We start from the raw sequence: 22,916 nt of genomic DNA, 5'->3' as shown, positions 1-22,916 counted from the left end.
GATGCGACTCAAGAACACGTTTTACGTGATCGGCGGTGGCGGCGCGTTCCTGGTCTTCGCCGTACCGTTGCTGTGGGCACTCTTCCGCTCGGTGCAGCCGAACGACGTGATCGTCGCGGCTCCGGACGGGAAAACGTTCTTCGACCTGACCTGGGACAACTTCCGGACACTGATCGAGGGTCCCGGAAACCTGGTCCGGGCGGTCGGAAACAGCCTGATCGTCGCCGTCAGCACCGCCGTACTGACGGCCCTGCTTGCCACCTTCGCCGGGTACGGGTTCGCACGCTTCCGATTCCGCGGCGGGCCGCTGCTGTTCGCGCTCGTGGTGGTGTCGATGATGATCCCGTTCCAGGCGATCCTGACGCCGCTGTACCTGGAGATGAACGTCCTGCGGCTGACGGACAGCCTGCTCGGACTGGTGCTGTTCTACACCACGGTCAACCTGCCGTTCGGGGTGTTCGTGATGCGGAACTCGTTCGCGTCGGTGCCGGTGGAGCTGGAGGACTCGGCGCATGTCGACGGTTGCGGAACGTTCCGGATGCTCGGTTCCGTCCTGCGCCCGCTGATCACGCCGGGCGCCGCGACCGTCGCCCTCTATGCGTTCCTGGCGGCCTGGACGGAGTTCCTCGGTGCGCTCACCTTCCTGACCAAGGACGAGCTCTACACGCTGCCGGTCGCGCTCGTGAACGTCCAGGCCGGCGCGTACGGCGAGATCAACTTCGGATCGCTGGTCGCGGGATCGGTGATCGCGATGATCCCGTGCGTGGTGCTGTACGTGGGGCTGCAGCGGTTCTACGTCAGCGGTCTCGCATCCGGGGCCGTCAAAGGCTAGGGCGGATCTCGTGGTCGGCGTGGGCGGCGGCGTGCGCCTCGCCGACCTCGCGGCACAGGGCCATCAGATCCTCCTCGTTCCACACCTGCTGCTTGGCCTTCGGGCCGAGTTCGGTGATGTGGTCGCGGGCCCGCAGCAACCGCTGGAACACCCGCTCCCGCTCCGCCGGGTCCTCGGTGTACTCCGGATCGAGGTACGCCGTCGCGTCGCGGCGGATGTGGGCCATCGCGGTCTGCGTCCGCCCCCGGGTGCTGAACAGGGACGCGAAGATCGTGATCACCAGCACGGCCAGGATCACGACCAGGGACAGACCGGTGCTGATCTCCACCACCTCGACGTGGTCGCCACCGTTCACGAACGGCAGGTTGTTCTCGTGCAGCGCGTGCAGGATCAGCTTGGCGCCGATGAACGCGAGGATCGCGGCGAGCCCGAAGGACAGGTAGATCAGCCGGTCCAGCAGCCCGTCGAGCAGGAAGAACAGTTGCCGCAGGCCGAGCAGGCTGAACGCGGTCGCGGTGAACACGACGAACACGTTCTGCGTGAGGCCGAAGATCGCCGGGATCGAGTCGAGCGCGAACATCAGGTCGGTGGCGCCGATCGCGACCATCACCAGCAGCATCGGCGTGAGCATCCGGTGCCCGTCGACGACCGTTGTCAGCCGGTCCGAGTCGTACTCCTCCGAGGTCCGGAACAGCCGGCGGCTCAGCCGGACGACCAGGTTCTGCGCCTGGTGTGACTCCTCGGTCTCCGGCTTGAGCATGTTTCCGGCGGTCAGCAGGAGCGCGATCCCGAACAGGTAGAACACCCAGGAAAACGTGTTCAGCAACGCGGAGCCGATGAAGATGAACCCGGCCCGGGCGATCAGGCTGACCACGATCCCGACCAGCAGGACCTTCTGCTGGTTCTCCCTGGGCACCCGGAAGCCGGTCATGATGATCAGGAACACGAACAGGTTGTCGACCGACAGCGCCTTCTCCGTGATGTACCCGGCGAAGTACTCCGAGCCCATGTCGCCGCCGCCGAGGACGAGTGTTCCGAGTCCGAACAGCACCGCGATCCCGACGTACAGCGCGGACCAGACGGCGGCCTCGCGAAGGGTCGGGACGTGGGCCGATCGCACATGGAAGAAGTAGTCGAACAGCAGCAGGCCGACGATCGCCAGCAGCGTCAGCACCCACACCAGCGGGGACACGGTCATGGGGCCTCCCGGCCTGGACTGAGGAGCGGAGGGAGCGAAGCGACCGGAGCGACGAGGGAAGGTCGGGAGTTAGAGCCCCATGACCCGCCGCGCGGCAGCGCGGCATTCAACACCGTCATGGGCTAACCCAACCATGGTCCGACTCTCAGTTCTGCCAGGTCGGAAGAAATTGCCTAAAAGGCATCTTTGCTCTTTAGGCAACTTCTGTTACGGTCGAGACATGGCCGACGGATTGCGGGAGCGGAAGAAGCAGGAGACGCGGATCGCGTTGAGCTGGGCGGCGGTCCGGCTCGCCGTCGAGCGCGGGTACGGCAACGTGCGGATCGAGGACATCGCCGCCGAGGCCGGTGTCTCGCTGCGGACGTTCCGCAACTACTTCGACAGCAAGGCCGATGCGATCGCCGCGCGCGAGGTGGATCGCAGCCTGCGGATCGCCGAGGAGCTCCGGGCGCGGCCGGCCGACGAGCCGTTGTGGGTCGCGGTCCGGGCGGCGATCGAGAAGCACTTCGCCCTCGGCGAGGAAGGCCATGGCAGCCGGCGGCCACCGGACGAGCAATGGCTCACCGGAATCCGGTTGATGATGAGCGAGCCGGCACTCCAGGGCGCGGTCGCGCGCGCCTACGCCCGCGTCGGTGAGGAACTGGCGGCCGCGGTCGCCGACCGGACCGGGACCTCGGGGATGTATCCGCGGCTGGTCGCCGAGGTGATCGGCGCGACCCGCGCGGTCGTGACGGCGGAGTGGCTGCGGGCCGATCCGCCGCGCTCGATCGCCGACCTGCTGTCGTCGGCGCTCGACCAGGTCGAAGCCGGCCTGCCCGTCCCCGAATAACAGCCCGGACAACCAACAGAGCTACTCGACCCCGGTGAGTCGCCGGGGCGGTCAGTCACGCCTAAGTGGAGGAACGTCATGGACGCAGAAGTTGTCATCGCCGGGGCCGGACCGAACGGCCTCATGCTCGCCAGTGAACTCCGCTTGGCCGGAGTCCGGCCGATCGTGCTGGAGAAACTCCCGGAGCGCAGCACGGTGCCGCGCGCCAACGGCCTGGTCGGCCAGGTCATCAGAATGCTCGACCGGCGCGGACTGTACGAGCGGTTGAGCGGTACGCCGGGTCCGCCGCAGCCGGCTCCTGGATTCGTGTTCGGCGCGATGCCGTTGCCGCTCCACGTACTCGAGGAGAATCCCGTCTATCTGCTGCAGGTTCCGCAGGTACGCATCGAAGAGGTGCTGCAGGAGCGGGCACTGGAACTCGGCGTCGAGATCCGGCGTGGTCATGAGCTGACCGGGTTCACGCAGGACGCGGACGGCGTCACGGTGTCTCTGGCCGGGCCGGACGGGGAGTACCAACTGCGGGCCGGCTATCTGGTCGGGGCCGACGGCGGGCGCAGCCAGACGCGGAAACTGGCCGGAATCGACTTTCCCGGCGTCACCAACGACTCGATGGTGTCCCGGACCGGAAGCGCCGCGGTGCCGCCCGAGTACCTCGAGGACGGGCTGCTGAAGATCCCGGGGTACGGCGTCGTGCCGCCGTTCCTGCACCAGCGGACGGAACGTGGAATGTTCGTCTGGGCGCCGTTTCCGAATCGGCTGCCCGCGATCAGCACGGGAGAGTGGGACACGCCGCCGGACGTCGAGATGAGCTTCCAGGAGTTGCAGGAGAGCGCCGACCGGGTGCTCGGCGTCCATCTGCCGTTGGTCGAGCCAACGGGTGAGGGGGTCCGGCAGCTCCGGCGGGTGGTCGGGGGAAACAGCCGGCTGGCGTCGAGTTTCCGTTCCGGACGGGTGTTGCTGGTCGGCGACGCCGCGCATGTGCACTCCGCGATCGGCGGGCCGGGACTGAACCTCGGGCTGCAGGATGCGGTCAATCTCGGGTGGAAACTGGCGGCCGAGGTGCAGGGCCGGGCGCCGGCGGGACTGCTCGACACGTACGAGTCCGAGCGTCGGCCGGTGGGGGAGCGGGTCGTGATGCAGACCCAGTCGCAGTCCGCATTGATCGCGCCGGGCGCCGACGTGACGGCGTTGCGGAAACTGTTCGGAGAGTTTCTGACCGATCCGCGGAACGTGCAGCGAATTGCGGAACTGATTTCCGGCGCGGACATCAAGTACCACGAAGGTTCGAACCCCCTGGTAGGCCGATGGGCGCCGGATCTGACGATCGGCTCGGTGCGGCTGGCTGAGCTGATGCGGTCCGCCCGCCCACTCCTCGTCGACCTCACGCCTGACGCCTCGTTCGCCGACCTCGTGTCGGATCCCATCGAGGTGGTCACCGGCCGGGGTGAGACTCCGATCGCCTTGCTGATCAGGCCGGACGGCTACGTCGCCTGGGCCGCCGAGGAGGACGGAGCCGCGGAACGGGAAGGTCTGCGTGACGCCGTGGCGCAGTGGTTTCAGCCGCGCCCCTTGACCAGCGCGACAAGGTAGCGGCACGCCGACGTACCCGGATTGTGGAAGGTCGTCGGTAGCGGTGGGCCGAGTTGCAGGCAGTCGCCGGCGTGCAGTTCGTGGACCTGTGACCCTTCGTGAAAGCGCAGGCGTCCGTCGAGGATCCACAACTGCTGATACTTGAAGATGTAGGCGTCGGCCGGGTATGAGACCGATGCTCCCGGAGGTAGCTCCACCTCCACCAGTTCCAGTGGCCCGTCGGTCACCGGGGACACCGCGCGCCGGCGGTACCCGGTGACCGGATCGGTCCAGACCGGCTGGTCGTCCGCTCGACGGAGCAACTCGCCCGTGTTCTCCGCACGGGCGACCAGCTCGGACAACGTCATGCCGAGCGCACCGGACAGCTTCCCCAGCAGTACGGCGGTGGGCTGCGCCTCGCCCCGCTCGATCTTCCCGATCATCGCGCGCGAAACCCCCGACCGCTCGGCGAGAGCGTTCACGGACAGGTCCTGCGCAACCCGCGCCTGCTGCACGGTCGCGGCCAAGGATCGAGACAGATCATCCATCACGCTTGCCACTATAGCGGCAGTTGTGGCTACTATCGTGTCATGGTTCAGGTCAGAGACGCTTCGGCTGCGGACGCCGAAGCCTGTGTGGCGATCTACGCGCCCTATGTCGCCGGTACTGCGATCACGTTCGAGCTCGATCCGCCGACGGCCGACGAGATGGCCGAGCGGATCACCAAGGCCCAGTCCACCCATGCGTGGCTGGTTCTCGAGGACGACGACCAGGTCGTCGGATACGCGTACGGCGGCCCGATGAAGCCGCGCCCGGCGTACCGCTGGTCCTGTGAGGTCAGTGTCTATGTTGCCCCCAGCCACCATCGCACCGGCGCCGGCCGAACGCTCTACAACGCCCTGTTCGACCGCCTGTCCGAACGCGGTTTCCGCACCGCCGTCGCCGGCGTGACGCTGCCCAACCCCGCCAGCGAAGCGCTGCACAAATCCCTCGGCTTCGACCCGATCGGCACCTACCGCAACATCGGCTGGAAACTCGACGCCTGGCACGATGTCGCCTGGTCCCAACGCCCCCTCGCCAAACTCCCCGATCCCCCCGAAGAACCGGTCTGAGTGGTCCAGGCCGGTGAGCCGGTAGGGACCTAGCCTTTGCCGGGTGATGAAACGAGCGCTGGCGACGGTTTCGCTCTGCGGGCTACTACTGGCCTCCATCTCCTGCGGTGCGGAGCAGGGTTCGGGCGGCGCGAGCCCCTTGCCGAAGGCAACACATCCGGCGGTGCCCCAGAATCCCGACCGTGACCAGGCCGCGGTCGTCAACACGCTCAACCGGCTCAACCCGTGCGATCTCCTCCCAGCGGTCGCGTCCCTGCCGGCGACAACACTGGAACCGCTGAACTCGCTGTCCATGTGCGCCCGCTCGAACGATGAACTGTCGGTCTTCGCCGACCTCGGCGAGACCAGCACGCACCAGACTCGCTTCAGCCAGCAACCCGTCGCCATTGCCGGTGTGCACGGATATCTGTCGCCGACGGACCGGAATCATTGCGCGCTCGTGCTCCCGGTGAGCTTCACCCAAGCAGTGGTGATCGGTGTGACCGACAAGCGCGCGTCCGCGGACGCGTGTGCGGTCGCCCGCGCCTCGGGGACTGCGGCCGTCCCCGTCCTCGCCGGCCCACGACTCCAGCCGGCTGCACGGTGGGACGCCTGCTCGGCGTTGTCGCGGGCGCTCGGCGGCGGGAGCGAACTGGAGCGAAGGAGCTTCGGCGTCTGCGCGGCGAAGACCACCGACGAGCGGCTGAGTCTGGATTACAGCGTGCCTCCGGACGGGAAAGATCCGTTCCGGATCGCCGGAAAGCCGGCGAGACTTCGCTCTTACGACGACGATTGTGAGGTCTTCTGGGAGCAAGGTCCGGTCGGGCCGGGCGGCAACCCTGCCATGAGGCTGACCGGCAAGGTGCACGCTGCCACCTGCGACCGCGCCACTGCCTTGGCGACCACGACCGCCACGGTCATGAACAGTCCAGCACCCAGCGCCCCGGTCATCAGCGGTGCTCTCACGCTGCGCGCCGACCAGCCCGACTCGCCGTACCCGGGCGGTTGCGACGACCTCCGGCACCCGCGCGACTGCGAGCCGTACCACCCGGTTGACCTCCCCAAGGGCGCGGACGAGATCGCCCGCCAGGCAGCGGCCGATCCGCACGTCAACTGCGCCCTCGCAGTCGCCGCCGTCGGGAAACACGTCGGAACGACTTTCCGTCCCGTGTACGTCGGCACCCGCGAAGGTCCGATCCCGTGCACCTTCGTCGAACCGACCCACGTCCTGGAACTGAGGGTCGAACTCACCCTCACCAACTCGCGTCAGGCGCTCAACGGATCTCCGACCAGCTTCACGCTGGCCGATCGTCCTGCCGACCGCACCGACAAGCCCACCTACACCACCATCCGCGTGGCGCCGACCGACAAGACCCTGCTCACTCTGACGCTCACCCATGGCCCGGTCCGTGGTCCTGACATCCTTCCGCTGGCCAAAACCGTCGTCGCCAACCTCTAACCTCTCGGGTCGGTCATGGGTGGGCAGGTTCCGCCCGGGGTGGTGACCAGTTCGAAGTGCCAGATCTCGTTGGAGAGGGTTTGGCAGAGGCCGTAGCGGCTGCCGTGGCGGATCAGCCAGTAGTCGGCGTCGGTGGGGCCGATGTCGACGGCGTTGCCCGTGACGTGGTGCGATTCGTCCGGGTCGGCGACGTACTCCTTGGCCTTCTTCTTGCTGCCGTACTTGCGGATCGCCTTCTCCATCAGCTCTTCCTGGTACTTCTTGCTGCGCCAGCCCGTCGTCACCTGCATCTTGATCCCGTCCGCCTTCATCCCGGTCTCGGCCTTCTGGACGGCCTCGCGGAGGGCGGGATCGAGCTTCGTGACCCCGGGCAGGCTGGTGTTGTACGCCGACGTGTGGTCCGGCAGTACGCCGTCCGCCGCGCCGGGCGGTCCGCTCCGGGTCGAGCCGGACTTCGATGACCGGTCGGATCCGGTGCTGGACGGTGCCGAGTCCTGCGCGGAAACCGCTGTACACGAGGTCAGCGCCAGACTGATGACGGCGGCAACGATCGCCAGGCGGCCGGGTACGGCGGGCCGACGGTCGCGCCTCAGGTGATTGGTCAGCATGCCGACAGTTCATCCAAGGCGATGTTGCAGCAGCGTCTGCGATTTCCGATACGTTTTCGATACCGTCCCCGGAACCTGACCCCGCAGGCAGGTGGCCCGCACGGCGGGCGAGGATGGTGCGGTGAGTGACGACCGCCGATCAGGCGACCAGCAGGTGACGGTACGACGTGCCGTCGAGGAGGACGACGCGGCGTTGCTCGCGATCGAGCGGAGCGCGTGGGACGCGACGTCGGGATTCCCGTCGTACCAGGACACCCTGCAGGACACGTTCTTCAGCCGGAGCGGGCCGGAGGCGCATCTGGTGGCGGAGCACGAGGGCGTCGTGGTGGGGTACTTGCGCCTGCAGGACAAGTACCCGTTCCCCGAGGGCTCCGGCGTACTGACGATCAACGGCCTCGCGGTCGCCCACGAAGCGCGCCGTCTGGGCGTCGCCTCCGCTCTCCTGGACGCAGCCACCGCCGAAGGCCGCCTCCGCGGCGCGCGGAAGATCAGCCTGCACGTCCACAGCACCAACACGGCCGCCCGCCGCCTGTACGAACGCCACGGCTACGAGCTGGAAGGCACCCACCCCAACGAGTTCCTCATCGAGGGCGACTACATAGCCGCCCTCGACATGGCCAAGATGCTCTAGCGGCTGATGCTTGGTGTGTAGAAGTCCCAGACGGACGTCGAGGCCGGCACGTACACGCGATATCTGCGGGTCCGGCCGGGGTAGTAGGTATACGACGCCTGCCCGCTGACGTTCGTGGTGACGTAGGCGAGACCCTTCCAGGTCGTCGTGCCGATCTCCTGGTACTGCAGGAGGAGCTTGCGACCGGCCCAACGCGCATAGGTGTTCGTCGTCGGGTTGAAGTACCAGACGGTCGTCAGGAACGCGGTCCTCGTCCCCTTCCGTCCGGCGTTCACGCTCGCCGACGAGCCGAGCCTGACCTCCGTGTAGGCCGGCAGCAGGGTCGCGACCTTCTGATTGTTCTGGTCGACTCCGCCTTCGGGAGCGCCCACCCAGGTGACCTTGCCGACCGGGACATACTTCGTCTGCAACGAGACCCCGGGGCATGAGCCCTGGCGGCAGTCGACGGTCTCGCTGAAACCGTTCTTCCAGGTCGCGGTCCAGCGAGCTCCGTACATGGTCGACGGGCAGTCGGCGCCAAGCGGCACTGCGTAGTGCGTGTAGGCCGCCGTCATTGCAAGCTTCGGCGGCACCTTGAAAGAGCACGTCGCGGTGGCTTGCTGAGTGGTGGCTTGGGCGGGTTGCGTGGTGACCAGACCTGACGCCAGGAGGGCAGCGGCCAGGGCAGGCTTGTAGAGCTTCAAGAGTTCCCCCTCTTGGAAGTGTGTGGGGGAACGCTAGCGGATCTACGGGTTGAGGCCGTGCTTGCGGAGCCAGGGCTCCGGGTCGATCGGGGAGCCGCCGCCGGGGAGGACCTCGAAGTGCACGTGCGGGCCGGTGGTGTTGCCGGTCATGCCGATCCGGCCGACCATCGTGCCGGCCTCGACCGAGTCGCCGACGGAGACGTCGAACTCGGACATGTGGCTGTACGACGTGACGGTGCCGTCGGAATGCCGCACCTTCACCTGGCGGCCGTAGGCGCCTTCGAAGTCGGCCTGGATGACCTCACCGGCCATCACCGAGCGGACCGGCGTACCCATCGGGGCCGCGAAGTCGAGACCGGTGTGGTTGTGCGCCCAGCGGCCGCCGGCCTGGTTGAAGCGGGCGGTCAGGTGGTAGCCGGTGGTCGGCAGCACGATGTCCGGGGCAGCGGCTGCCTTGATCGCTGCAGCCTTCGCGAGGGCTTCCTCCTTCGCGGCGGCGAGAGCCTTGGCGTTCGCTGCGGCCTTCTTCGCCGCGGCTGCCTTGGCGGCGGCCAGGGCGAGCGACCGGCGCTGCGTCAGCGTCGCGTTCGCGGCCAAGCGTGCGGCCCGCTGCTTCGCGGCGGTCTCGGCCGCTGCCTTCCGGGTCGCCGCGAGCGACAGGTCGATCCGGGACGCGTCCCGGGACCCGAGGTCGCGCCGGTCGATCCGGGCGGCGGTCAGAGCCTCGGCCTGTGAGGGGTTCAGGCCGGTGCTTCCGGATGCGTTGGCCGGACCGGTCGCGGACGAGCTGAGTCCGACGGTCGTGGTCCCGGCCGCCGCGGCCAATGCAGCGGTCAGGCCGATCAGCTGGGTACGGCGGGTCGCGTTGCGGCCGGAGGAGCGGTGCTTTGCCACCCGGCGCGATGCAGCCGGACGGCCGGACGGCTGCCGATCTGCTTGCGGCGCGTCTTGGTGAGTGGGCACGGGGAGCCTTCCAGGGGAGGGGGGAGGGGAGGGGCGGCGATTTGCCGTTGAGGGGGTACGGCGACTGAATGACCATAACGAGGAGGTCACGGCCGCCTCAAACACGGATTGCGAAAAGATCAACGAAATCGAACACGCTCGGTGAGGGCGTCCTGCCGTCCGGTACATGCTCAGGCGTGAACCGGCTGGGCAAGAAAGTCGCCGCCACCGTGACGCGGATCACCCGGCGTTTGGCGTCGAGCAGGCCCTCCAGGCCGGTATAAGCCGTCCATATATTGAGAGCTTTGTCGACCGACTTACTAATCTTTCAGTCTCGTCCCATACTGAAATGACACGACCGACGAGAGGAGACGGGCATGACGCGCAAGCCGCCGTACTACCGCCTCCACATCGACCTCCTCCGGGTCTCCAGCGCCCTCTGTCTGCGCTGACCTGAGTCTTCTCACGTCCTGTCAAGGCGTCCGCTTCCGGACGCCTGTTGCCCGCTGCCGCCCTCCGCCGTCGCAGGGCCCGCGAAGCCTGCCCACCGCCAGGGAGTGTCATCGTGTCCACCACTTCAGTCACGTCCGCGTCCGGTACCACCGGACCGCCGGCGACCGCAGTACCGCTCGAAGCCGATCTGACCGTCGTCGCCCGGCGGCATCCGTGGCGCTGGGTCGGCGTCGGCGTCGTCCTCGTCCTACTCGCGATGTTCGTGCACGGACTGGCCACCAACCCCGGCTGGGACTGGCCGACGTTCTTCCAGTTCTTCGCCACCCGGACCGTCTTCTCGGCGCTCTGGGTGACCGTGCAGCTGACGGTGTACGGCACGGTGCTCGGCTTCGTGCTCGGCGCCGTCCTCGCGTCGATGCGGTTGTCCGGCAGCCCGTTCCTGCAGGTAGTTGCCTGGGGCTACATCTGGGCCTTCCGCTCGATCCCGTTGATTGTGCAGCTGCTGTTCTGGTTCAACATCGCCTACCTGTACCAGGAGCTCAGCCTCGGCATCCCGTTCGGCCCGGAGTTCGTGCACTTCAGTACGAACAACCTGTTCGGTCCGCTCGGCGCCGCCGTACTGGGACTGGCGTTGCATCAGGCGGCGTACGCCGCGGAAATCATCCGCGGTGGAATCATTTCCGTCGACGCCGGCCAGACCGAGGCCGCCGCCGCGCTGGGCATTCCGAAACGGCGGCAGTTCTTCCGGATCGTGCTGCCGCAGGCGATGCGCTCGATCCTGCCGAACGGCGCGAACGAGGTGATCAGCCTGTTCAAGGGCACCTCGATCGTCTCGGTGATGGCGATCCCGGAGCTCTTCTACCAGGTGCAGGTGATCTACGGCCGGAACAGTCGCGTCGTACCGCTGCTGATGGTCGCCACGGTCTGGTACATCGTCCTGACCACACTGCTGTCGATCGTGCAGTACTACGTGGAACGCCGCTTCGCGCGAGGTACGACGCGATGATCGACGTGAAGGGTGTGCACAAGAGCTTCGGCGATCTCGAAGTACTGAAGGGGATCGACCTCGAGGTCGAGGCCGGCGCGGTCACCGTGATCCTCGGCCCGTCGGGATCGGGGAAGTCGACGCTGCTGCGGTCGATCAACCATCTGGAGAAGGTGGATCGCGGGCTGATCCGGATCGACGGCGAGCTGATCGGGTACAGACGCCGCGGCGACAAGCTGCACGAGCTGCGGGAGCGCGACATCCTGCGGCAGCGGTCGCAGGTCGGGTTCGTGTTCCAGAACTTCAACCTGTTCGGGCATCTCACCGCGCTGGAGAATGTCGTCGAGGCGCCGGTGTCGGCGCAGCGCCGCAAGCGCAGCGAGGTCGAGCCGTTCGCGCGGGAGCTGCTGGAGCGCGTCGGCGTGGGTGAGAAGGCCGATGCCTACCCGCGGCAACTGTCCGGCGGTCAGCAGCAACGTGTCGCGATCGCACGCGCGCTGGCGCTGAAACCGAAGGTGCTGCTGTTCGACGAGCCCACCAGCGCGTTGGACCCGGAACTCGTCGGCGAGGTCCTCGACGTGATCAAGGAGCTTGCTCGCGACGGTTCCACGATGGTCGTCGTCACCCACGAAATCGGATTCGCCCGGGAGATCGCCGACACGGTCGTCTTCATCGACGACGGCCGGATCGTCGAGTCAGGTCCTCCGAAGGAAGTGCTCGACAACCCCGTCCACGAGCGCACCCGTGCGTTCATCTCGAAGGTGCTGTGATGAAACGACTTCTTGTCCTGTCCCTTGCACTGCTCACGCTGGCCGGTTGTGGCGCGCAGGCCACCGCGGCCTCGGACACCGGGGTCAACACCTCCGCCGAGCAGAACCGGGTCACCACCACTCGCAATGAGGCTGCGGCCGCGTTGCTGCCGGCGAAGGTCCGCGACCGCGGCACGTTGGTCGTCGGAGCCGGCTTCGGCAGCGGCAGTGTGCCGCTCGGCTTCTACGCCGACGACAACAAGACGCCGATCGGGCTGGAGGTGGACATCGCCTATCTGGTCGCGCAGGCGCTCGGGCTGCAGCCGGAAATCGAGGTCACCAGCTGGGAGAACCTGTTCGTCGGTCTCGACTCTGCCAAGTACGACGTGGGCTTCTCGAACATCACCGTCACGGAGAAGCGCAAGCAGAAGTACGACTTCGCGACGTACCGCAAGGACGACATCGCGTTCGAGGCGAAGAAGGGCGGGACCTGGCGGGTGACCGGCGGGAAGGACATCGCCGGGAAAACGATTGCGGTCGGCTCGGGGACGAACCAGGAGAAGATCCTGGTCGACTGGAACGAGGCCAACGTCAAGGCCGGGTTGCCGGCGGCAACGATCAAGTACTTCCAGAAGAACACCGACACGTATCTGGCCCTGAGTTCCGGGCGGATCGACGGGTACTTCGGTCCGAACCCGTCGATCGCGTACCACGTGAAGACGTCCGGCGAGACCGAGACGATCGGCAAGTTCTCCGGCGCCGGGCCGACGCTGCAGGGCCTGATCGCGGCCACCACAAAGAAGGACAGCGGCCTGGTGAAGGCCTACCAGGCGGCGATCAACGGCGTGATCGCGGACGGCAGTTACGCCAAGGTCCTGGAGCGCTGGAACGTGTCGACCGAGGCGGTCGGCAAGTCCGAGATCAATCCGCCCGGCCTTCCCCTGACGAGCTGAGGACAGCTGATGAGAAAACGTTGGAGCGTAGTGCTCGGGGTGGTTCTGCTGGCAGCGGCCGCTTGTGCGGATCCACAAACTCAACCCGCTGCCAAGAGCGGTGACACGTCGGCGGTGGCGTTCGACACCTCGGCCGACCAGCAGCACATCACGTCGGCGAAGGTGGACAGCATCGCGGCCGAGTTGCCGGCCTCGGTGCGGGAGTCCGGGAAGCTGGTGATCGGGAACGGCTCGGCCGGCGGCGGTCTGCCGCCGCTCGGGTTCACGGCGGACGACAACAAGACGCCGATCGGCGTCGAGATCGACGTCGCCTACCTGGTCGCGAGCGTCCTCGGGCTGAAGGCGGAGATCGACACCACGAGCTGGGAGAACCTGTTCCTCGGGCTCGACTCCGGGAAATACCAGGTCGGAATCTCGAACATCGGAGTTTCCGAGCTGCGCAAGGAGAAGTACGACTTCGCGACGTACCGGCTCGGGCTGCACGCGTTCGAGGCGAAGCTGGGGTCGGGGCTCAAGATCACCGGTCCGGCGGACATCTCCGGAAAGAACGTCGCGGTCGGTTCCGGAACACTGCAGGAAGCGATCCTGGTCGACTGGAACAAGCAGAACGTCGCGGCCGGGCGGAAACCCGCGAACCTCAAGTACTACCAGCAGGCTGCGGACACCTACCTCGCGCTGCAGTCCGGCCGGATCGATCTGTACCTCGGCCCGAACCCGAACGCGTCGTACCACGTCGCGACCCAGCACAAGACCGAGATCGTCGGCACCGTCTCGTCCAGCTATCCCGTGCAGGGCCTGGTCGGGATCACGACGAAGAAGGACAACGGTCTCGTGAAGCCGCTCGCGGACGCGCTGAACGCGGCGATCGCCGACGGCAGCTACGCGAAGGTGCTGGCCAAGTGGGGCCTGCAGGGCGAGGCCGTCCCGAAGTCCTTGATCAACCCGCCCGGTCTGCCGAAGAAATAGGAGAACTCGATGGCGACCATTGCAACGATCTCCAGCAGCCCGTCGGTCCCGTCGCGGACCGACGCGGTGCTCGACTATGTCACCAAGCGCCTGATCAGCCACGGCCACACCGTCACGCCGATCGTGTTGCGCGATCTTCCGGCCGAGCCGTTGCTGCGGGGTCAGGCCGACGATCCAGCGATTTCCGCGGCGGCCTCGGTGCTCGAGAACGCGGATGCGGTCGTGGTCACGACCCCGGTCTACAAGGCGGCGTACTCCGGTTTGCTGAAGGTGTTTCTCGACCTACTGCCGCAGTACGCGTTGAAGGGCAAGACAGTGTTGCCGCTGGCAACGGGTGGCACGCCGGCGCATGTGCTGGTGATCGACTACGCGCTCCGGCCGGTGCTCACCAGCCTCGGCGCGGGCGCGATCGGGCAGGGCTGGTTCGTCCTGTCCTCGCATGTCCAGCTGTACGACGGTGGCGGGCTGCTGCTCGATCCGGTGGCATCGGTCCCGCTGTATCAGGTGACTGAGGCGTTCCTGGCGACCGTCGAGGGCGGGCAGCCGGTGGAGAGTACGCCGGTGCAGATCGCCGCGGTGGAGGCGGTCCGGGCGCGGCCGGAGGATCCCGAGGCGGCGCCGTTGCTGGCGGATCTGGTCGTCGAGTACAGCACGCGGTACGGGCGTACGAACGAGAACACGCAGCTGACCGAAGTACCGCCGTCGGACTTCCACGTCGAGCGGGGCGGCGCGTTCGTGCTGCTGCGGTACGGCGACCAGACGGTTGCCGGCGGTGCGATCCGTCGGTACGACGACGAGACCGCCGAGGTGAAGCGGATGTGGACGTCGCATCTGCATCGTCGGCAGGGTCTGGGGCGTCGCGTGCTTGCCGAACTGGAGGCGGCGGCGCTCGATCTCGGGTACAGGCGGTTGTATCTGACGACCGGTCCGCGGCAGCCGGAGGCGGCGGGGCTGTATCTGGCGGTCGGGTTCGAGCCGCAGTTCGACACCGAGGCCGATCCCGAGTCGATCGGTCCGTTGCCGTTCAGGAAGGACCTCCCGGTCGCGTTGAAGGTGGCGTCATGAGCCGGGGGTTGATCACGGCGATCGAGATCGACGGGGCGGGCGGAGATCCCGGGGCGTGGCGTGGCCCGGAGGTTGATCCGCGGGCGATTCTGACCGGTGAGCTCGCCGTACGCGCGGCCCAGCGGGCGGAGGCGGCGGGAGTCGATCTCGTGACGTTCGCGGATGCGCTCGAGGCGCCGGACGACGTACTCGATCAGGTGAGCGTCCGGCTGGATGCGCTCGGGCTGGCCGCGCGGGTCGCGCCGGTGACGCAACGGATCGGGTTGCTGCCGACGATCACCGTCACGCACACGGAGCCGTTCCACGTGCAGGCGTCGGTCGCGACGCTCGACCACATCTCGGGTGGCCGGGCCGGATGGATCGCGGACGTCTCGACGTCGGCCGAAGCGGCCGCGGTGATCGGGCGGCGCGAGCCGGCGCCGGCCGCCGAGACGTGGCGCGAGGCGCGGTACGTCGTCGACGCCGGGCGTCGCCTGTGGGACTCCTGGGAGGACGACGCGATCATCCGGGACGCTGCCACCGGGCGGTTCGTCGACCGGGAGAAACTGCACTACGTCGACTTCGAATCGCCGACGTTCAGTGTCAAGGGCCCGTCGATCGTCCCGCGGCCGCCGCAGGGGCACCCGATCACCGGGATCCGGGTCAGCGCCTCGGAGGCGCTGGAGGCGGCCGCCGATGCGGAACTGGTGTTTCTGCCGGATTCCGACGATCTGTCGACTCAGGTGCAGGAGCTGCGGGAAAACGCTCGTCGCAGTGTGACGCTGACTGCTGGGGACGCCGGTCGAAGCGTGACGTTGACGTCGGGCCAGGTGGTCGGGCCGCTGGTTCTCGTGTCCGCCGCGGTGCAGCCGCATGTCGACGGTGTCGAGCAGCTCGCCTCGTTGATCGAGGCATGGGCTGCGGCGGGCGTTGACGGCGTACAGCTTCGGCCTGCGTCGCTCGAGCTGGACGTGCCGGTGATCGCGGAGCAGTTGCTGCCGGTGCTGCGGGAACGCGGGTTGGTCGGGTCCGGGGAGCGAGGCGGGAGTTTGCGCGGCCGGCTCGGACTACGGCGGCCGGTGAACAGGTACGCGAGGAGTGCACGATGACCAAGCAGATCCACCTTGCCGCGCACTTTCCGGGCGTGAACAACACGACCGTCTGGTCGGACCCCGCGGCCGGGTCGCAGATCGATTTCGGATCGTTCCGGCAACTCGCGGAAACCGCGGAACGCGGGACCTTCGACTTCTTCTTCCTGGCCGAAGGGCTGCGGCTGCGCGAGGTGAAGGGGAGGATCCACGACCTGGACGTGGTCGGCCGGCCCGAGTCGCTGACCGTGCTCAGCGCACTGGCCGCGGTCACGACGCACCTCGGCCTGGCCGCGACCGTCAACTCGACCTTCAACGAGCCGTACGAACTGGCGAAACGACTCTCGACCCTCGACCACGTCTCCAACGGCCGCGCGGCCTGGAACGTCGTGACGTCCTGGGACGCGTTCACCGGCGAGAACTTCCGCCGCGGCGGATACCTCGACAAGGGCGACCGGTACGTCCGTGCGCAGGAATCGCTGCGGATCGTGCGGAAACTCTGGGACTCCTGGAACGGTGACGAACTCGTCCTCGACCAGGCGGCGGGTGCGTTCGCCCGCGAGGGCGCTGGGGCCTTCGCGGACGACGGCGCGCACTTCACCATCCGCGGGCGGTTCGGTCTGCCGCCGTCGCCACAGGGCCGGCCGGTGATCATCCAGGCCGGCGACAGCGACGAGGGGCGCGAGTTCGCGGCGTCGAGCGCGGACGTGATCTTCAGCCGGCACGGGACGTTCGAGGGCGGGCAGACCTTCTACAAGGACGTGAAGTCGCGGCTGGCGAAGTACGGGCGGACCGACGAGTCGCTGAAGATCATGCCCGCGGTGACGGTCGTGGTCGCGGACACGGACGCCGACGCGATCGAGAAAGCGGCGTACATCCGGGAGCAGCAGGTTTCCGGTCCGACCGCGTTGGTGCTGGCCGAACTGCTCTGGGGACGCGATCTCTCGGCGTACGACCCGGACGGTCCGCTGCCGGCCGAGGACCCGGTCGTCGGGTCGTCGGTGACACAGGGGCGGGTCGGGTACAACGATCCGTTTCCGATCGTTTCCGAGTGGCGAGCGCAGGCGGAGGAGCACGGCTGGTCGCTGCGGCAGACCGTGATCAACCAGCAGAACCGGCAGACGTTCGTCGGTTCGCCCACCACGGTCGCGGAGGCCGTCAACCGGCACGTCCAGGAAAACGCTGCAGACGGTTTCGTACTCGTTCCGCACCTCACCCCGTCCGGCCTCGACGACTTCGTCGACCGCGTCGTCCCGCTGCTCCGCGAACGCGGCGTTTTCCGCTCGGAATACGCCGGCACAACGCTCCGGGACCACCTAGGGCTCCAGCTATGACCGTGGCCGATCTGCATCCGTGGAAGGAGCCGCCGGCGACGGTGGTGTTCGTGGGTGGTGGACCGCGGACTGCAGGGTTGCTGGAACGGTTCGCGGCCAGTTCCGGAGAGTTCCTCGGTGGCCGACGGGTCGAGATCCACGTGGTGGATCCGTTCCCGGCCGGTGGCGGGCGGATCTGGCGGCGCGAGCAGTCGCGGCTGTTGTGGATGAACTCGATGACGTCCGACGTCACGATCTTCACCGACGAGTCGGTCGAGTGCGAGGGACCGATCGTGCCGGGGCCGGACCTCGCCGCCTGGGTCGCCGGCGAGGGCGCGGTGATCCTCGAGAAGGCCGGGCTCGAACCTCCCGGCCCGATGGACTTCCCACCGCGTCAGGTGCAGGCGGAGTACCTGGCGTGGGTGTGGGAGCGCGTCGTCCGCGATCTCCCCGCGACCGTCATCACCCATCCGGAGCGAGCCGTCGAGCTCACTGCGGACCAGCGGGTGATTCTCGGGTCCGGCCAGGAGATCGCGGCCGACGCGGTGGTGCTCGCGCTCGGCTACCTGGATCGGTTGCCCACGGCATCGGAATCGGCGTGGGCGGCGCAGGCCGCGGACGCCGGCCTGACCTACATCCCGCCCGGGTACACCGCCGACGTCGACCTGGACGGGCTGTGGCCGCAGGCGCCGGTGATCGTCCGCGGATTCGGGCAGGCGTTCGTCGACCTGATGGTGCTGCTCACCGAGGGCCGCGGCGGCTGGTACGACGAGTGCAACGGCCTGCTCAGCTACCACCCGTCCGGCGACGAGCCGATCCTGTACGTCGGTTCGCGCCGCGGCGTCCCGTACCACTCGAAGCTCGGCTACACCGTCCCGGGAACGAAGCCGGTCCCGACGCGCTACCTGACGAAGGAGGCGTTGGGCGAAGGCGTTCTCGACTTCGACCGTGACGTGGCGCCGTTGATCGAGAAAGAGTTGGCCTACGCGCACTATCAGCAGCTGTTCACCGCCCATGCCGAACGAACCCGGTGGCCGTGGGAACGGTTCGCCGAAGCGCTCGACGCCTGGTCGCCCCGATCCGGTGCGGGGTCGGATGCGGAGTTCGAGGCCGCCGTCGGTGCCGCTGTGCCGGCTGCTAACGACCGGTTCGTCCGGCACGAGGTGGATCGGCCGTTGGCCGGGCGGTTCTTCGCGGACCGGGAGGGGTTCGAGCGGTTCCTTACCGAGCTGATCGAGAACGATCTGCTCCGGCGCGCGGATTCGGCGTATTCCGCGGATCTGGCGGTGTTCAACGCGCTGCTGAGTATCTACAGCGTGTTGTCGCGGGCGATCACCGACGGGCAGTTGTCGGACGAGGATCGGGTGCGGCGGGTGGAGAGCGAGTGGCACAGCTTCTTCTCGTTCGTGGCGAGCGGACCGCCGCCGCGACGGCTGGAGGAGCTGCTCGCGCTGCATCGGGCCGGCATCGTCCGGTTCGCCGGGCCGGATCTCGATGTTGCTATCGACAACGATCAGTTCGTTGCCACCAGTCCTGCGGTGGCGGGTGAGGTCAGGGCGCGGGCCTTCGTCGAGGCCCGGTTGCCGCGTCCCGACGTACTCGCGACCGCCGACCCGTTGCTGCGCGGTCTGCTGGACTCGGGTGCGCTGGCGGCGGACGAACTGTTCGCGGCCGACGGAACGAGTCTCGGCGGCGGTCAGCTCAAGGCGGACTCGCAATGCCGCGCGATCCGTGCCGACGGATCCACGCAGGAAACGCTGTTTCTGCTCGGGCCGTCCGTTTCCGGATCGGCCGGCTCGTCAGGTTTCTCCCGGCCGCATTTCAACGGTCCCGGCTTCCGGCAGAACGACGCCGTCGCCCGCGACCTGCTCAAGCTGCTCGCACCCACCGTACGGAAGGAAGAACGCCATGCCAGTTGAGTTCCTCGGCATCGCCGGAACCAATCCGGCCAGCGAGGTGACGCCGCGAACCGGCGGCCCGCTGGACCTGGAGTACACCAGCAAACTCGCGCGCGCCCACGAGGACAACGGATGGGACCGGATCCTGTTCGCCTACCACTCGGGCTCGCCCGACCCGGCCCAGGTCGCGGCGTACGTCGCCGGCCGCACCGAGCGGATCAACCTCGTCGTCGCCCACCGGCCGAACGTCGCCTATCCGACGCTGACCGCGAAAACGTTTGCGACCCTGGACCACCTCAGTGGCGGCCGGTTCGAGGTGCACGTGATCACCGGCGGGTCGACTGCGGACCAGGCCGCCGAGGGTGACTTCCTGGCGAAGGACGACCGGTACGGGCGGACGGCCGAGTTCATCCAGATCCTCAAGCAGGCCTGGACCTCGGACACCCGGTTCGACTTCGACGGAAAGCACTATCGGTTCGAGCAGTTCCTCGCCGACATCAAGCCGGTTCAGCAGCCGCGGCCGCGGATCTCGTTCGGCGGCTCGTCCGCGGCGGCGTACGCGGTCGGCGCGGCCGAGGCGGACATCTTCGCGCTCTGGGGTGAGCCGCTGGCCGGGACCCGGGAACAGCTCGCGACCATCGACGCCGCGGCGGCGCGTGCGGGGCGGACGGACCGGCCGATGCTCCAGATCGCGTTCCGGCCGATCCTGGCGCCGACCGAGGAACTCGCCTGGGAGAAGGCGGAACGCATTCTCGGCCGGATCAAGGACGTGCAGGCCGGCGGTGTTCCGGCGAGTACCCGGCTGCGGTCGAAGACGCCGGAAAACGCTGGATCGCAGCGGTTGCTGAAGGCGGTCGCGGCCGGTGAGCGGCACGATCGCGCGCTCTGGACCGCGCCGACCGGCCTCACCGGTGGCGGCGGAAACTCCACGGCACTGGTCGGAACGCCGGAAACGGTTGCTGCCGCGCTGCTCGACTACTACGACCTCGGGATCCGGATCTTCTCCGCCCGCGGCTACGACATCTACGACGACGCGATCGACTTCGGCCGGTACGTGATCCCGCTGGTCCGCTCCGAGGTAGCCCACCGCGAACAAAGGAAAGCATCATGACGGTCGTTTCCGATCTGGAGCAGGACTGGCAGACCTGGCACGCGGCGCGGGAGCGCGACCTGGACACCGACTACGGCTGGCTGTCCGTCGTCGCCTTCAACTGGCTGTCGGACACGCCCACCGCGATCGACGGTCTGGCCGGAAAATGGTGGGCCGACGAACAGGCTCACGTCACGGCCTCCGGTGAACTGACAGCGGGCGGAGAACCAGTCCACGGAACGGTTTCCGCCAGCGTTCCGGAAGCCGGCTCACTCAGCTGGCTGCTGCACGGAAACCGTTTGGCGGAACTCGTCCTGCGCGGCGGCCGGTACGCCGTCCGGCAACGGGACCCCGCCGCTGCGACGCGGAAGGGCTTCAAGGGCGTACCGACGTACCCGATCGACGATGCGTGGACGATCACCGGGTATTTCAGTCCGTACCCGAAGGCGCAGCGGGTGGAGGTGTCGACGGCGCGCGACGATCTGCGTCAGCACATCACCGCGGTCGGCACGGTGCACGTGGCGTTGGGAGGTACGGCGTACGAGCTGGTCGCGACCGCTGCGAGTGACAGTCGGCTCAACCTCTCGTTCCACGACAAGACGAACGGCGAGGAGACGGCGCCCTGGCGGACGGTGACGACCGGGCCGGTGGAGCGGGACGGGTCGGTGCGAATCGACTTCAACCGGACCATCAACCTGCCGTTCGCGTTCACGGCGTACGGGACCTGCCCGGCGCCGGTGCCCGGCAATCGCCTCGGTCTGCCGGTGACCGCGGGCGAGAAGAAGGTGCGGTGACACTCGGGTGAAGTTCTGTACGTACACGCTGATCGACAACTCGCCGGACCCGATCAGCGGCGTGCAGCTCACGCCGTCCGAGCGGTTCCGGCGCGTCGTCCAGCAGGCGCAGTGGGCGGAGGAGCTGGGCTTCGACGCGTACGGCGTGGGGGAGCGGCACGCGCAACGGTTCATCTCGTCGTCGCCGCCCGTCGTACTGTCCTACATCGCGGCAGTGACGTCACGGATCCGGCTGTTGACCACGGTGACGGTGCTGTCGCTACTGGACCCGGTGCGGGTGGCGGAGGACTACGCGACGCTCGACCAGCTGTCGGGTGGACGGCTCGACATCATCATCGGGAAGGGAAACGACCCGGAACAGAACGCGCTGTTCGGGTACGAGCTGGACGGGCAGTGGGAGCGGAACCGGGAGAAGTACGAGCTGCTCCGGCGACTGCTCCGGGAAACCGAAGTTTCCTGGTCGGGGCGTTATCGCCCGGCGCTGACGGACGCGACCACGCAGCCGCGGCCGTACCGACCGGACGGCATCCCGCTGTGGCACGGGTCGGCGTCGTCGACGGAGTCCACCGAGCTGGCGGCGCGCTGGGGCGACCCGTTGTTCTCGGCGAACGGGTTCCATCCGTTGGAGAAGTACGCCGGTCTGATCCGGCACTACCGGGAGCGCTGGGAGGCGTACGGACGGGACCCGGCGGCTGCTGTGGTGGGCGCCGGGTTCAACGGGCTGTACGTGAAGAAAACGTCGCAGGAGGCGGTCGATGGGTACCGGCCGATCTTCGACGCGTTCATGGACTCACCGGGTGCCCGGCACAACCAGCTGCCGTTCCGGACGCTGGAGGAGTTCCTCGACGGCGGATCGGTGCTGGTCGGGTCGCCGGAACAGGTGATCGACAAGTTCGGCCGGTACCAGGAAACGTTCGGGCACGAGCTTTCCGGCATCTCGCTGGAGGTCGCGGGACTCCCGGAGGAGGAGAACCGGGAGTCCGTCGAGACCTTCGTCACAGAGGTCATGCCGGTACTGCGGACGTCGTACCCGAGCCGCGTCTGGACCTAGCCGTACGTCGGCGCCTGCGGCCAACCTGCCGGGGAGTCCTCCCAGTCCTCCTGGCGGCCGTACACGGCGAGGTCGGAGACGTTCGTGCTGAACAGCAGCCGGTCGACGCCGCGCTGGCCGGTCGTGTAGGTGCGGAAAACGTTGTCGCCGTCGCGCAGGAACAGGCTCAGCAGGAAGCCGCCGCCGACGCCGCAGTCGGCGGAAAACGTCGTACCTGCCGAGGACGCGAACGGGATGTGCTCCCAGCCCATCTGCTTCCAGTACCCGGCCATCTGCTCGATCGGCATATCGGAAACGGTCGCCCAGGCCACGTCGTTGCCGGCCAGGCCGGCGAGGTTGGCGACGTTCTTGGTGAAGTACGTGCAGCCGCCGCAGAACACGTCCGGACCGGCGTTCATGAACTGGTACAGCGCGAGCTGGCGGTGCTCACCGAAGAGCTCCCGCAGCGTGACCGGACCGTCGGCCGCCCTGAACGTGTACTCGTCGAACCGCACCATCGGCAGCCGCCGCCGCTGGGCCGCGATCCGGTCCAGAGCGCGCGTGGCCTCCTTCTCGGCGACCAGCAGTTCGGCGCGGGCCGCGGCCCATTCCTCGGCCGGCACCACCGGCGGCATTGCTGTCTCGGACATCCGTGCTCCTCTCGTAGGTCCTGCCAGTACGACGGAGCCGTGCGGCGATTCTCGACATCCG

24 protein-coding genes are annotated in these 22,916 nt (G+C 67.9%); 18 read left to right on the top strand and 6 right to left on the bottom strand.

Annotated elements, in window-relative coordinates; genetic code table 11:
• Position 1 precedes the first annotated feature (1 nt).
• Positions 2–832, top strand: a complete 831-nt coding sequence (locus tag E0H45_RS06045) for a carbohydrate ABC transporter permease (RefSeq protein ID WP_131335255.1) — start codon at positions 2–4, stop codon at positions 830–832.
• Here E0H45_RS06045 and E0H45_RS06040 read toward each other — a convergent pair.
• Positions 822–2,030, bottom strand: a complete 1,209-nt coding sequence (locus E0H45_RS06040; protein ID WP_131335254.1) for a TerC/Alx family metal homeostasis membrane protein — start codon at positions 2,028–2,030, stop codon at positions 822–824. The two genes, E0H45_RS06045 and E0H45_RS06040, sit on opposite strands and share 11 nt — an antisense overlap.
• Positions 2,031–2,250: 220 nt before the next feature.
• Between E0H45_RS06040 and E0H45_RS06035 the strand changes: the two genes are divergently transcribed.
• On the top strand, positions 2,251–2,859 hold the full coding sequence (locus E0H45_RS06035; RefSeq protein ID WP_131335253.1) for a TetR/AcrR family transcriptional regulator: 609 nt from the start codon (positions 2,251–2,253) through the stop codon (positions 2,857–2,859).
• A 78-nt stretch (positions 2,860–2,937) separates the two neighbouring features.
• Positions 2,938–4,449, top strand: a complete 1,512-nt coding sequence (locus E0H45_RS06030; RefSeq protein WP_131335252.1) for an FAD-dependent monooxygenase — start codon at positions 2,938–2,940, stop codon at positions 4,447–4,449.
• Here E0H45_RS06030 and E0H45_RS06025 read toward each other — a convergent pair.
• A complete protein-coding gene (locus tag E0H45_RS06025; protein WP_238154977.1) occupies positions 4,416–4,976 on the bottom strand; it encodes a helix-turn-helix domain-containing protein in 561 nt (186 codons plus the stop codon). The two genes, E0H45_RS06030 and E0H45_RS06025, sit on opposite strands and share 34 nt — an antisense overlap.
• Positions 4,977–5,018: 42 nt before the next feature.
• Here E0H45_RS06025 and E0H45_RS06020 point away from each other — a divergent pair, with 42 nt between their 5' ends.
• Positions 5,019–5,540: a GNAT family N-acetyltransferase gene (locus E0H45_RS06020; protein ID WP_131335250.1), complete on the top strand. Its 522-nt coding sequence runs from the start codon at positions 5,019–5,021 to the stop codon at positions 5,538–5,540.
• 43 nt (positions 5,541–5,583) lie between these two features.
• Positions 5,584–6,978 carry a hypothetical protein gene (locus E0H45_RS06015; RefSeq protein WP_131335249.1) on the top strand — a complete coding sequence of 465 codons (1,395 nt, stop codon included), beginning with the start codon at positions 5,584–5,586 and terminating at the stop codon, positions 6,976–6,978.
• Here the strand turns inward: E0H45_RS06015 and E0H45_RS06010 are convergent.
• A complete protein-coding gene (locus tag E0H45_RS06010) occupies positions 6,975–7,586 on the bottom strand; it encodes a M15 family metallopeptidase (protein WP_131335248.1) in 612 nt (203 codons plus the stop codon). The genes E0H45_RS06015 and E0H45_RS06010 overlap by 4 nt on opposite strands.
• 121 nt (positions 7,587–7,707) lie before the next feature.
• Between E0H45_RS06010 and E0H45_RS06005 the strand changes: the two genes are divergently transcribed.
• A complete protein-coding gene (locus E0H45_RS06005) occupies positions 7,708–8,217 on the top strand; it encodes a GNAT family N-acetyltransferase (RefSeq protein WP_131335247.1) in 510 nt (169 codons plus the stop codon).
• On the opposite strand, the gene E0H45_RS06000 is transcribed toward E0H45_RS06005, so the two are convergent.
• Positions 8,214–8,900 (bottom strand): hypothetical protein, encoded by a 687-nt coding sequence (locus E0H45_RS06000; RefSeq protein WP_131335246.1) that lies wholly within the window; start codon positions 8,898–8,900, stop codon positions 8,214–8,216. The genes E0H45_RS06005 and E0H45_RS06000 overlap by 4 nt on opposite strands.
• A 42-nt stretch (positions 8,901–8,942) precedes the next feature.
• Complete coding sequence (locus tag E0H45_RS05995; protein ID WP_131335245.1) at positions 8,943–9,794, bottom strand: M23 family metallopeptidase; 852 nt, start codon at positions 9,792–9,794, stop codon at positions 8,943–8,945.
• A gap of 425 nt (positions 9,795–10,219) precedes the next feature.
• Here E0H45_RS05995 and E0H45_RS43830 point away from each other — a divergent pair, with 425 nt between their 5' ends.
• The 12 genes from E0H45_RS43830 to E0H45_RS05940 all read left to right on the top strand — a co-directional run bounded on the left by E0H45_RS43830 (position 10,220) and on the right by E0H45_RS05940 (position 22,226).
• Positions 10,220–10,294, top strand: coding sequence for a putative leader peptide (locus E0H45_RS43830; RefSeq protein ID WP_355483003.1), 75 nt, complete (start codon positions 10,220–10,222; stop codon positions 10,292–10,294).
• Positions 10,295–10,407: 113 nt separating this feature from the next.
• Positions 10,408–11,301, top strand: coding sequence for an amino acid ABC transporter permease (locus tag E0H45_RS05990; RefSeq protein WP_131335244.1), 894 nt, complete (start codon positions 10,408–10,410; stop codon positions 11,299–11,301).
• The gene (locus E0H45_RS05985; RefSeq protein WP_131335243.1) at positions 11,298–12,050 is read left to right on the top strand and encodes an amino acid ABC transporter ATP-binding protein; all 753 of its coding nucleotides are present in this window, start codon (positions 11,298–11,300) and stop codon (positions 12,048–12,050) included. Before E0H45_RS05990 ends, E0H45_RS05985 begins: the two co-directional genes overlap by 4 nt.
• The gene (locus E0H45_RS05980; protein ID WP_131335242.1) at positions 12,050–12,982 is read left to right on the top strand and encodes an ABC transporter substrate-binding protein; all 933 of its coding nucleotides are present in this window, start codon (positions 12,050–12,052) and stop codon (positions 12,980–12,982) included. The genes E0H45_RS05985 and E0H45_RS05980 overlap by 1 nt, the downstream gene beginning before the upstream one ends.
• Before the next feature lie 9 nt (positions 12,983–12,991).
• Entirely contained in the window at positions 12,992–13,948 is a 957-nt protein-coding gene (locus E0H45_RS05975; protein ID WP_131335241.1) for an ABC transporter substrate-binding protein, read from the top strand.
• A 9-nt stretch (positions 13,949–13,957) separates the two neighbouring features.
• A complete protein-coding gene (gene ssuE / locus E0H45_RS43585; protein WP_131335240.1) occupies positions 13,958–15,013 on the top strand; it encodes an NADPH-dependent FMN reductase in 1,056 nt (351 codons plus the stop codon).
• Entirely contained in the window at positions 15,010–16,101 is a 1,092-nt protein-coding gene (locus E0H45_RS05965; RefSeq protein WP_131335239.1) for an LLM class flavin-dependent oxidoreductase, read from the top strand. Before ssuE ends, E0H45_RS05965 begins: the two co-directional genes overlap by 4 nt.
• Positions 16,098–17,414, top strand: a complete 1,317-nt coding sequence (locus E0H45_RS05960; RefSeq protein ID WP_131335238.1) for an NtaA/DmoA family FMN-dependent monooxygenase — start codon at positions 16,098–16,100, stop codon at positions 17,412–17,414. The genes E0H45_RS05965 and E0H45_RS05960 overlap by 4 nt, the downstream gene beginning before the upstream one ends.
• On the top strand, positions 17,411–19,312 hold the full coding sequence (locus E0H45_RS05955; protein WP_131335237.1) for an FAD/NAD(P)-binding protein: 1,902 nt from the start codon (positions 17,411–17,413) through the stop codon (positions 19,310–19,312). The genes E0H45_RS05960 and E0H45_RS05955 overlap by 4 nt, the downstream gene beginning before the upstream one ends.
• Positions 19,302–20,402, top strand: coding sequence for an LLM class flavin-dependent oxidoreductase (locus E0H45_RS05950; protein WP_131335236.1), 1,101 nt, complete (start codon positions 19,302–19,304; stop codon positions 20,400–20,402). The genes E0H45_RS05955 and E0H45_RS05950 overlap by 11 nt, the downstream gene beginning before the upstream one ends.
• Entirely contained in the window at positions 20,399–21,175 is a 777-nt protein-coding gene (locus tag E0H45_RS05945; RefSeq protein ID WP_131335235.1) for a DUF1684 domain-containing protein, read from the top strand. Before E0H45_RS05950 ends, E0H45_RS05945 begins: the two co-directional genes overlap by 4 nt.
• Before the next feature lie 7 nt (positions 21,176–21,182).
• A complete protein-coding gene (locus E0H45_RS05940; protein WP_131335234.1) occupies positions 21,183–22,226 on the top strand; it encodes an LLM class flavin-dependent oxidoreductase in 1,044 nt (347 codons plus the stop codon).
• On the opposite strand, the gene E0H45_RS05935 is transcribed toward E0H45_RS05940, so the two are convergent.
• Entirely contained in the window at positions 22,223–22,855 is a 633-nt protein-coding gene (locus tag E0H45_RS05935) for a DUF899 family protein (RefSeq protein WP_131335233.1), read from the bottom strand. The genes E0H45_RS05940 and E0H45_RS05935 overlap by 4 nt on opposite strands.
• Positions 22,856–22,916 lie beyond the last annotated feature (61 nt).

It is taken from the genome of Kribbella soli, from assembly GCF_004331345.1.
In the GTDB taxonomy this organism is placed as follows: domain Bacteria; phylum Actinomycetota; class Actinomycetes; order Propionibacteriales; family Kribbellaceae; genus Kribbella; species Kribbella soli.
The sequence above is the reverse complement of the archived record's forward strand: the minus strand, read 5'-3'. Positions and strand labels throughout refer to the sequence as shown.

Coding starts and splice junctions, on each gene's coding strand:
- ssuE (WP_131335240.1), top strand. CDS start 13,958: ATGGCGACCATTGCAACGATCTCCAGCAGCCCGTCGGTCCCGTCGCGG.
- E0H45_RS06010 (WP_131335248.1), bottom strand. CDS start 7,586: ATGCTGACCAATCACCTGAGGCGCGACCGTCGGCCCGCCGTACCCGGC.
- E0H45_RS05980 (WP_131335242.1), top strand. CDS start 12,050: ATGAAACGACTTCTTGTCCTGTCCCTTGCACTGCTCACGCTGGCCGGT.
- E0H45_RS05945 (WP_131335235.1), top strand. CDS start 20,399: ATGACGGTCGTTTCCGATCTGGAGCAGGACTGGCAGACCTGGCACGCG.
- E0H45_RS06020 (WP_131335250.1), top strand. CDS start 5,019: ATGGTTCAGGTCAGAGACGCTTCGGCTGCGGACGCCGAAGCCTGTGTG.
- E0H45_RS05975 (WP_131335241.1), top strand. CDS start 12,992: ATGAGAAAACGTTGGAGCGTAGTGCTCGGGGTGGTTCTGCTGGCAGCG.
- E0H45_RS05965 (WP_131335239.1), top strand. CDS start 15,010: ATGAGCCGGGGGTTGATCACGGCGATCGAGATCGACGGGGCGGGCGGA.
- E0H45_RS06040 (WP_131335254.1), bottom strand. CDS start 2,030: ATGACCGTGTCCCCGCTGGTGTGGGTGCTGACGCTGCTGGCGATCGTC.
- E0H45_RS05960 (WP_131335238.1), top strand. CDS start 16,098: ATGACCAAGCAGATCCACCTTGCCGCGCACTTTCCGGGCGTGAACAAC.
- E0H45_RS05955 (WP_131335237.1), top strand. CDS start 17,411: ATGACCGTGGCCGATCTGCATCCGTGGAAGGAGCCGCCGGCGACGGTG.
- E0H45_RS06045 (WP_131335255.1), top strand. CDS start 2: ATGCGACTCAAGAACACGTTTTACGTGATCGGCGGTGGCGGCGCGTTC.
- E0H45_RS06030 (WP_131335252.1), top strand. CDS start 2,938: ATGGACGCAGAAGTTGTCATCGCCGGGGCCGGACCGAACGGCCTCATG.
- E0H45_RS06025 (WP_238154977.1), bottom strand. CDS start 4,976: ATGGATGATCTGTCTCGATCCTTGGCCGCGACCGTGCAGCAGGCGCGG.
- E0H45_RS05935 (WP_131335233.1), bottom strand. CDS start 22,855: ATGTCCGAGACAGCAATGCCGCCGGTGGTGCCGGCCGAGGAATGGGCC.
- E0H45_RS05950 (WP_131335236.1), top strand. CDS start 19,302: ATGCCAGTTGAGTTCCTCGGCATCGCCGGAACCAATCCGGCCAGCGAG.
- E0H45_RS06035 (WP_131335253.1), top strand. CDS start 2,251: ATGGCCGACGGATTGCGGGAGCGGAAGAAGCAGGAGACGCGGATCGCG.
- E0H45_RS05985 (WP_131335243.1), top strand. CDS start 11,298: ATGATCGACGTGAAGGGTGTGCACAAGAGCTTCGGCGATCTCGAAGTA.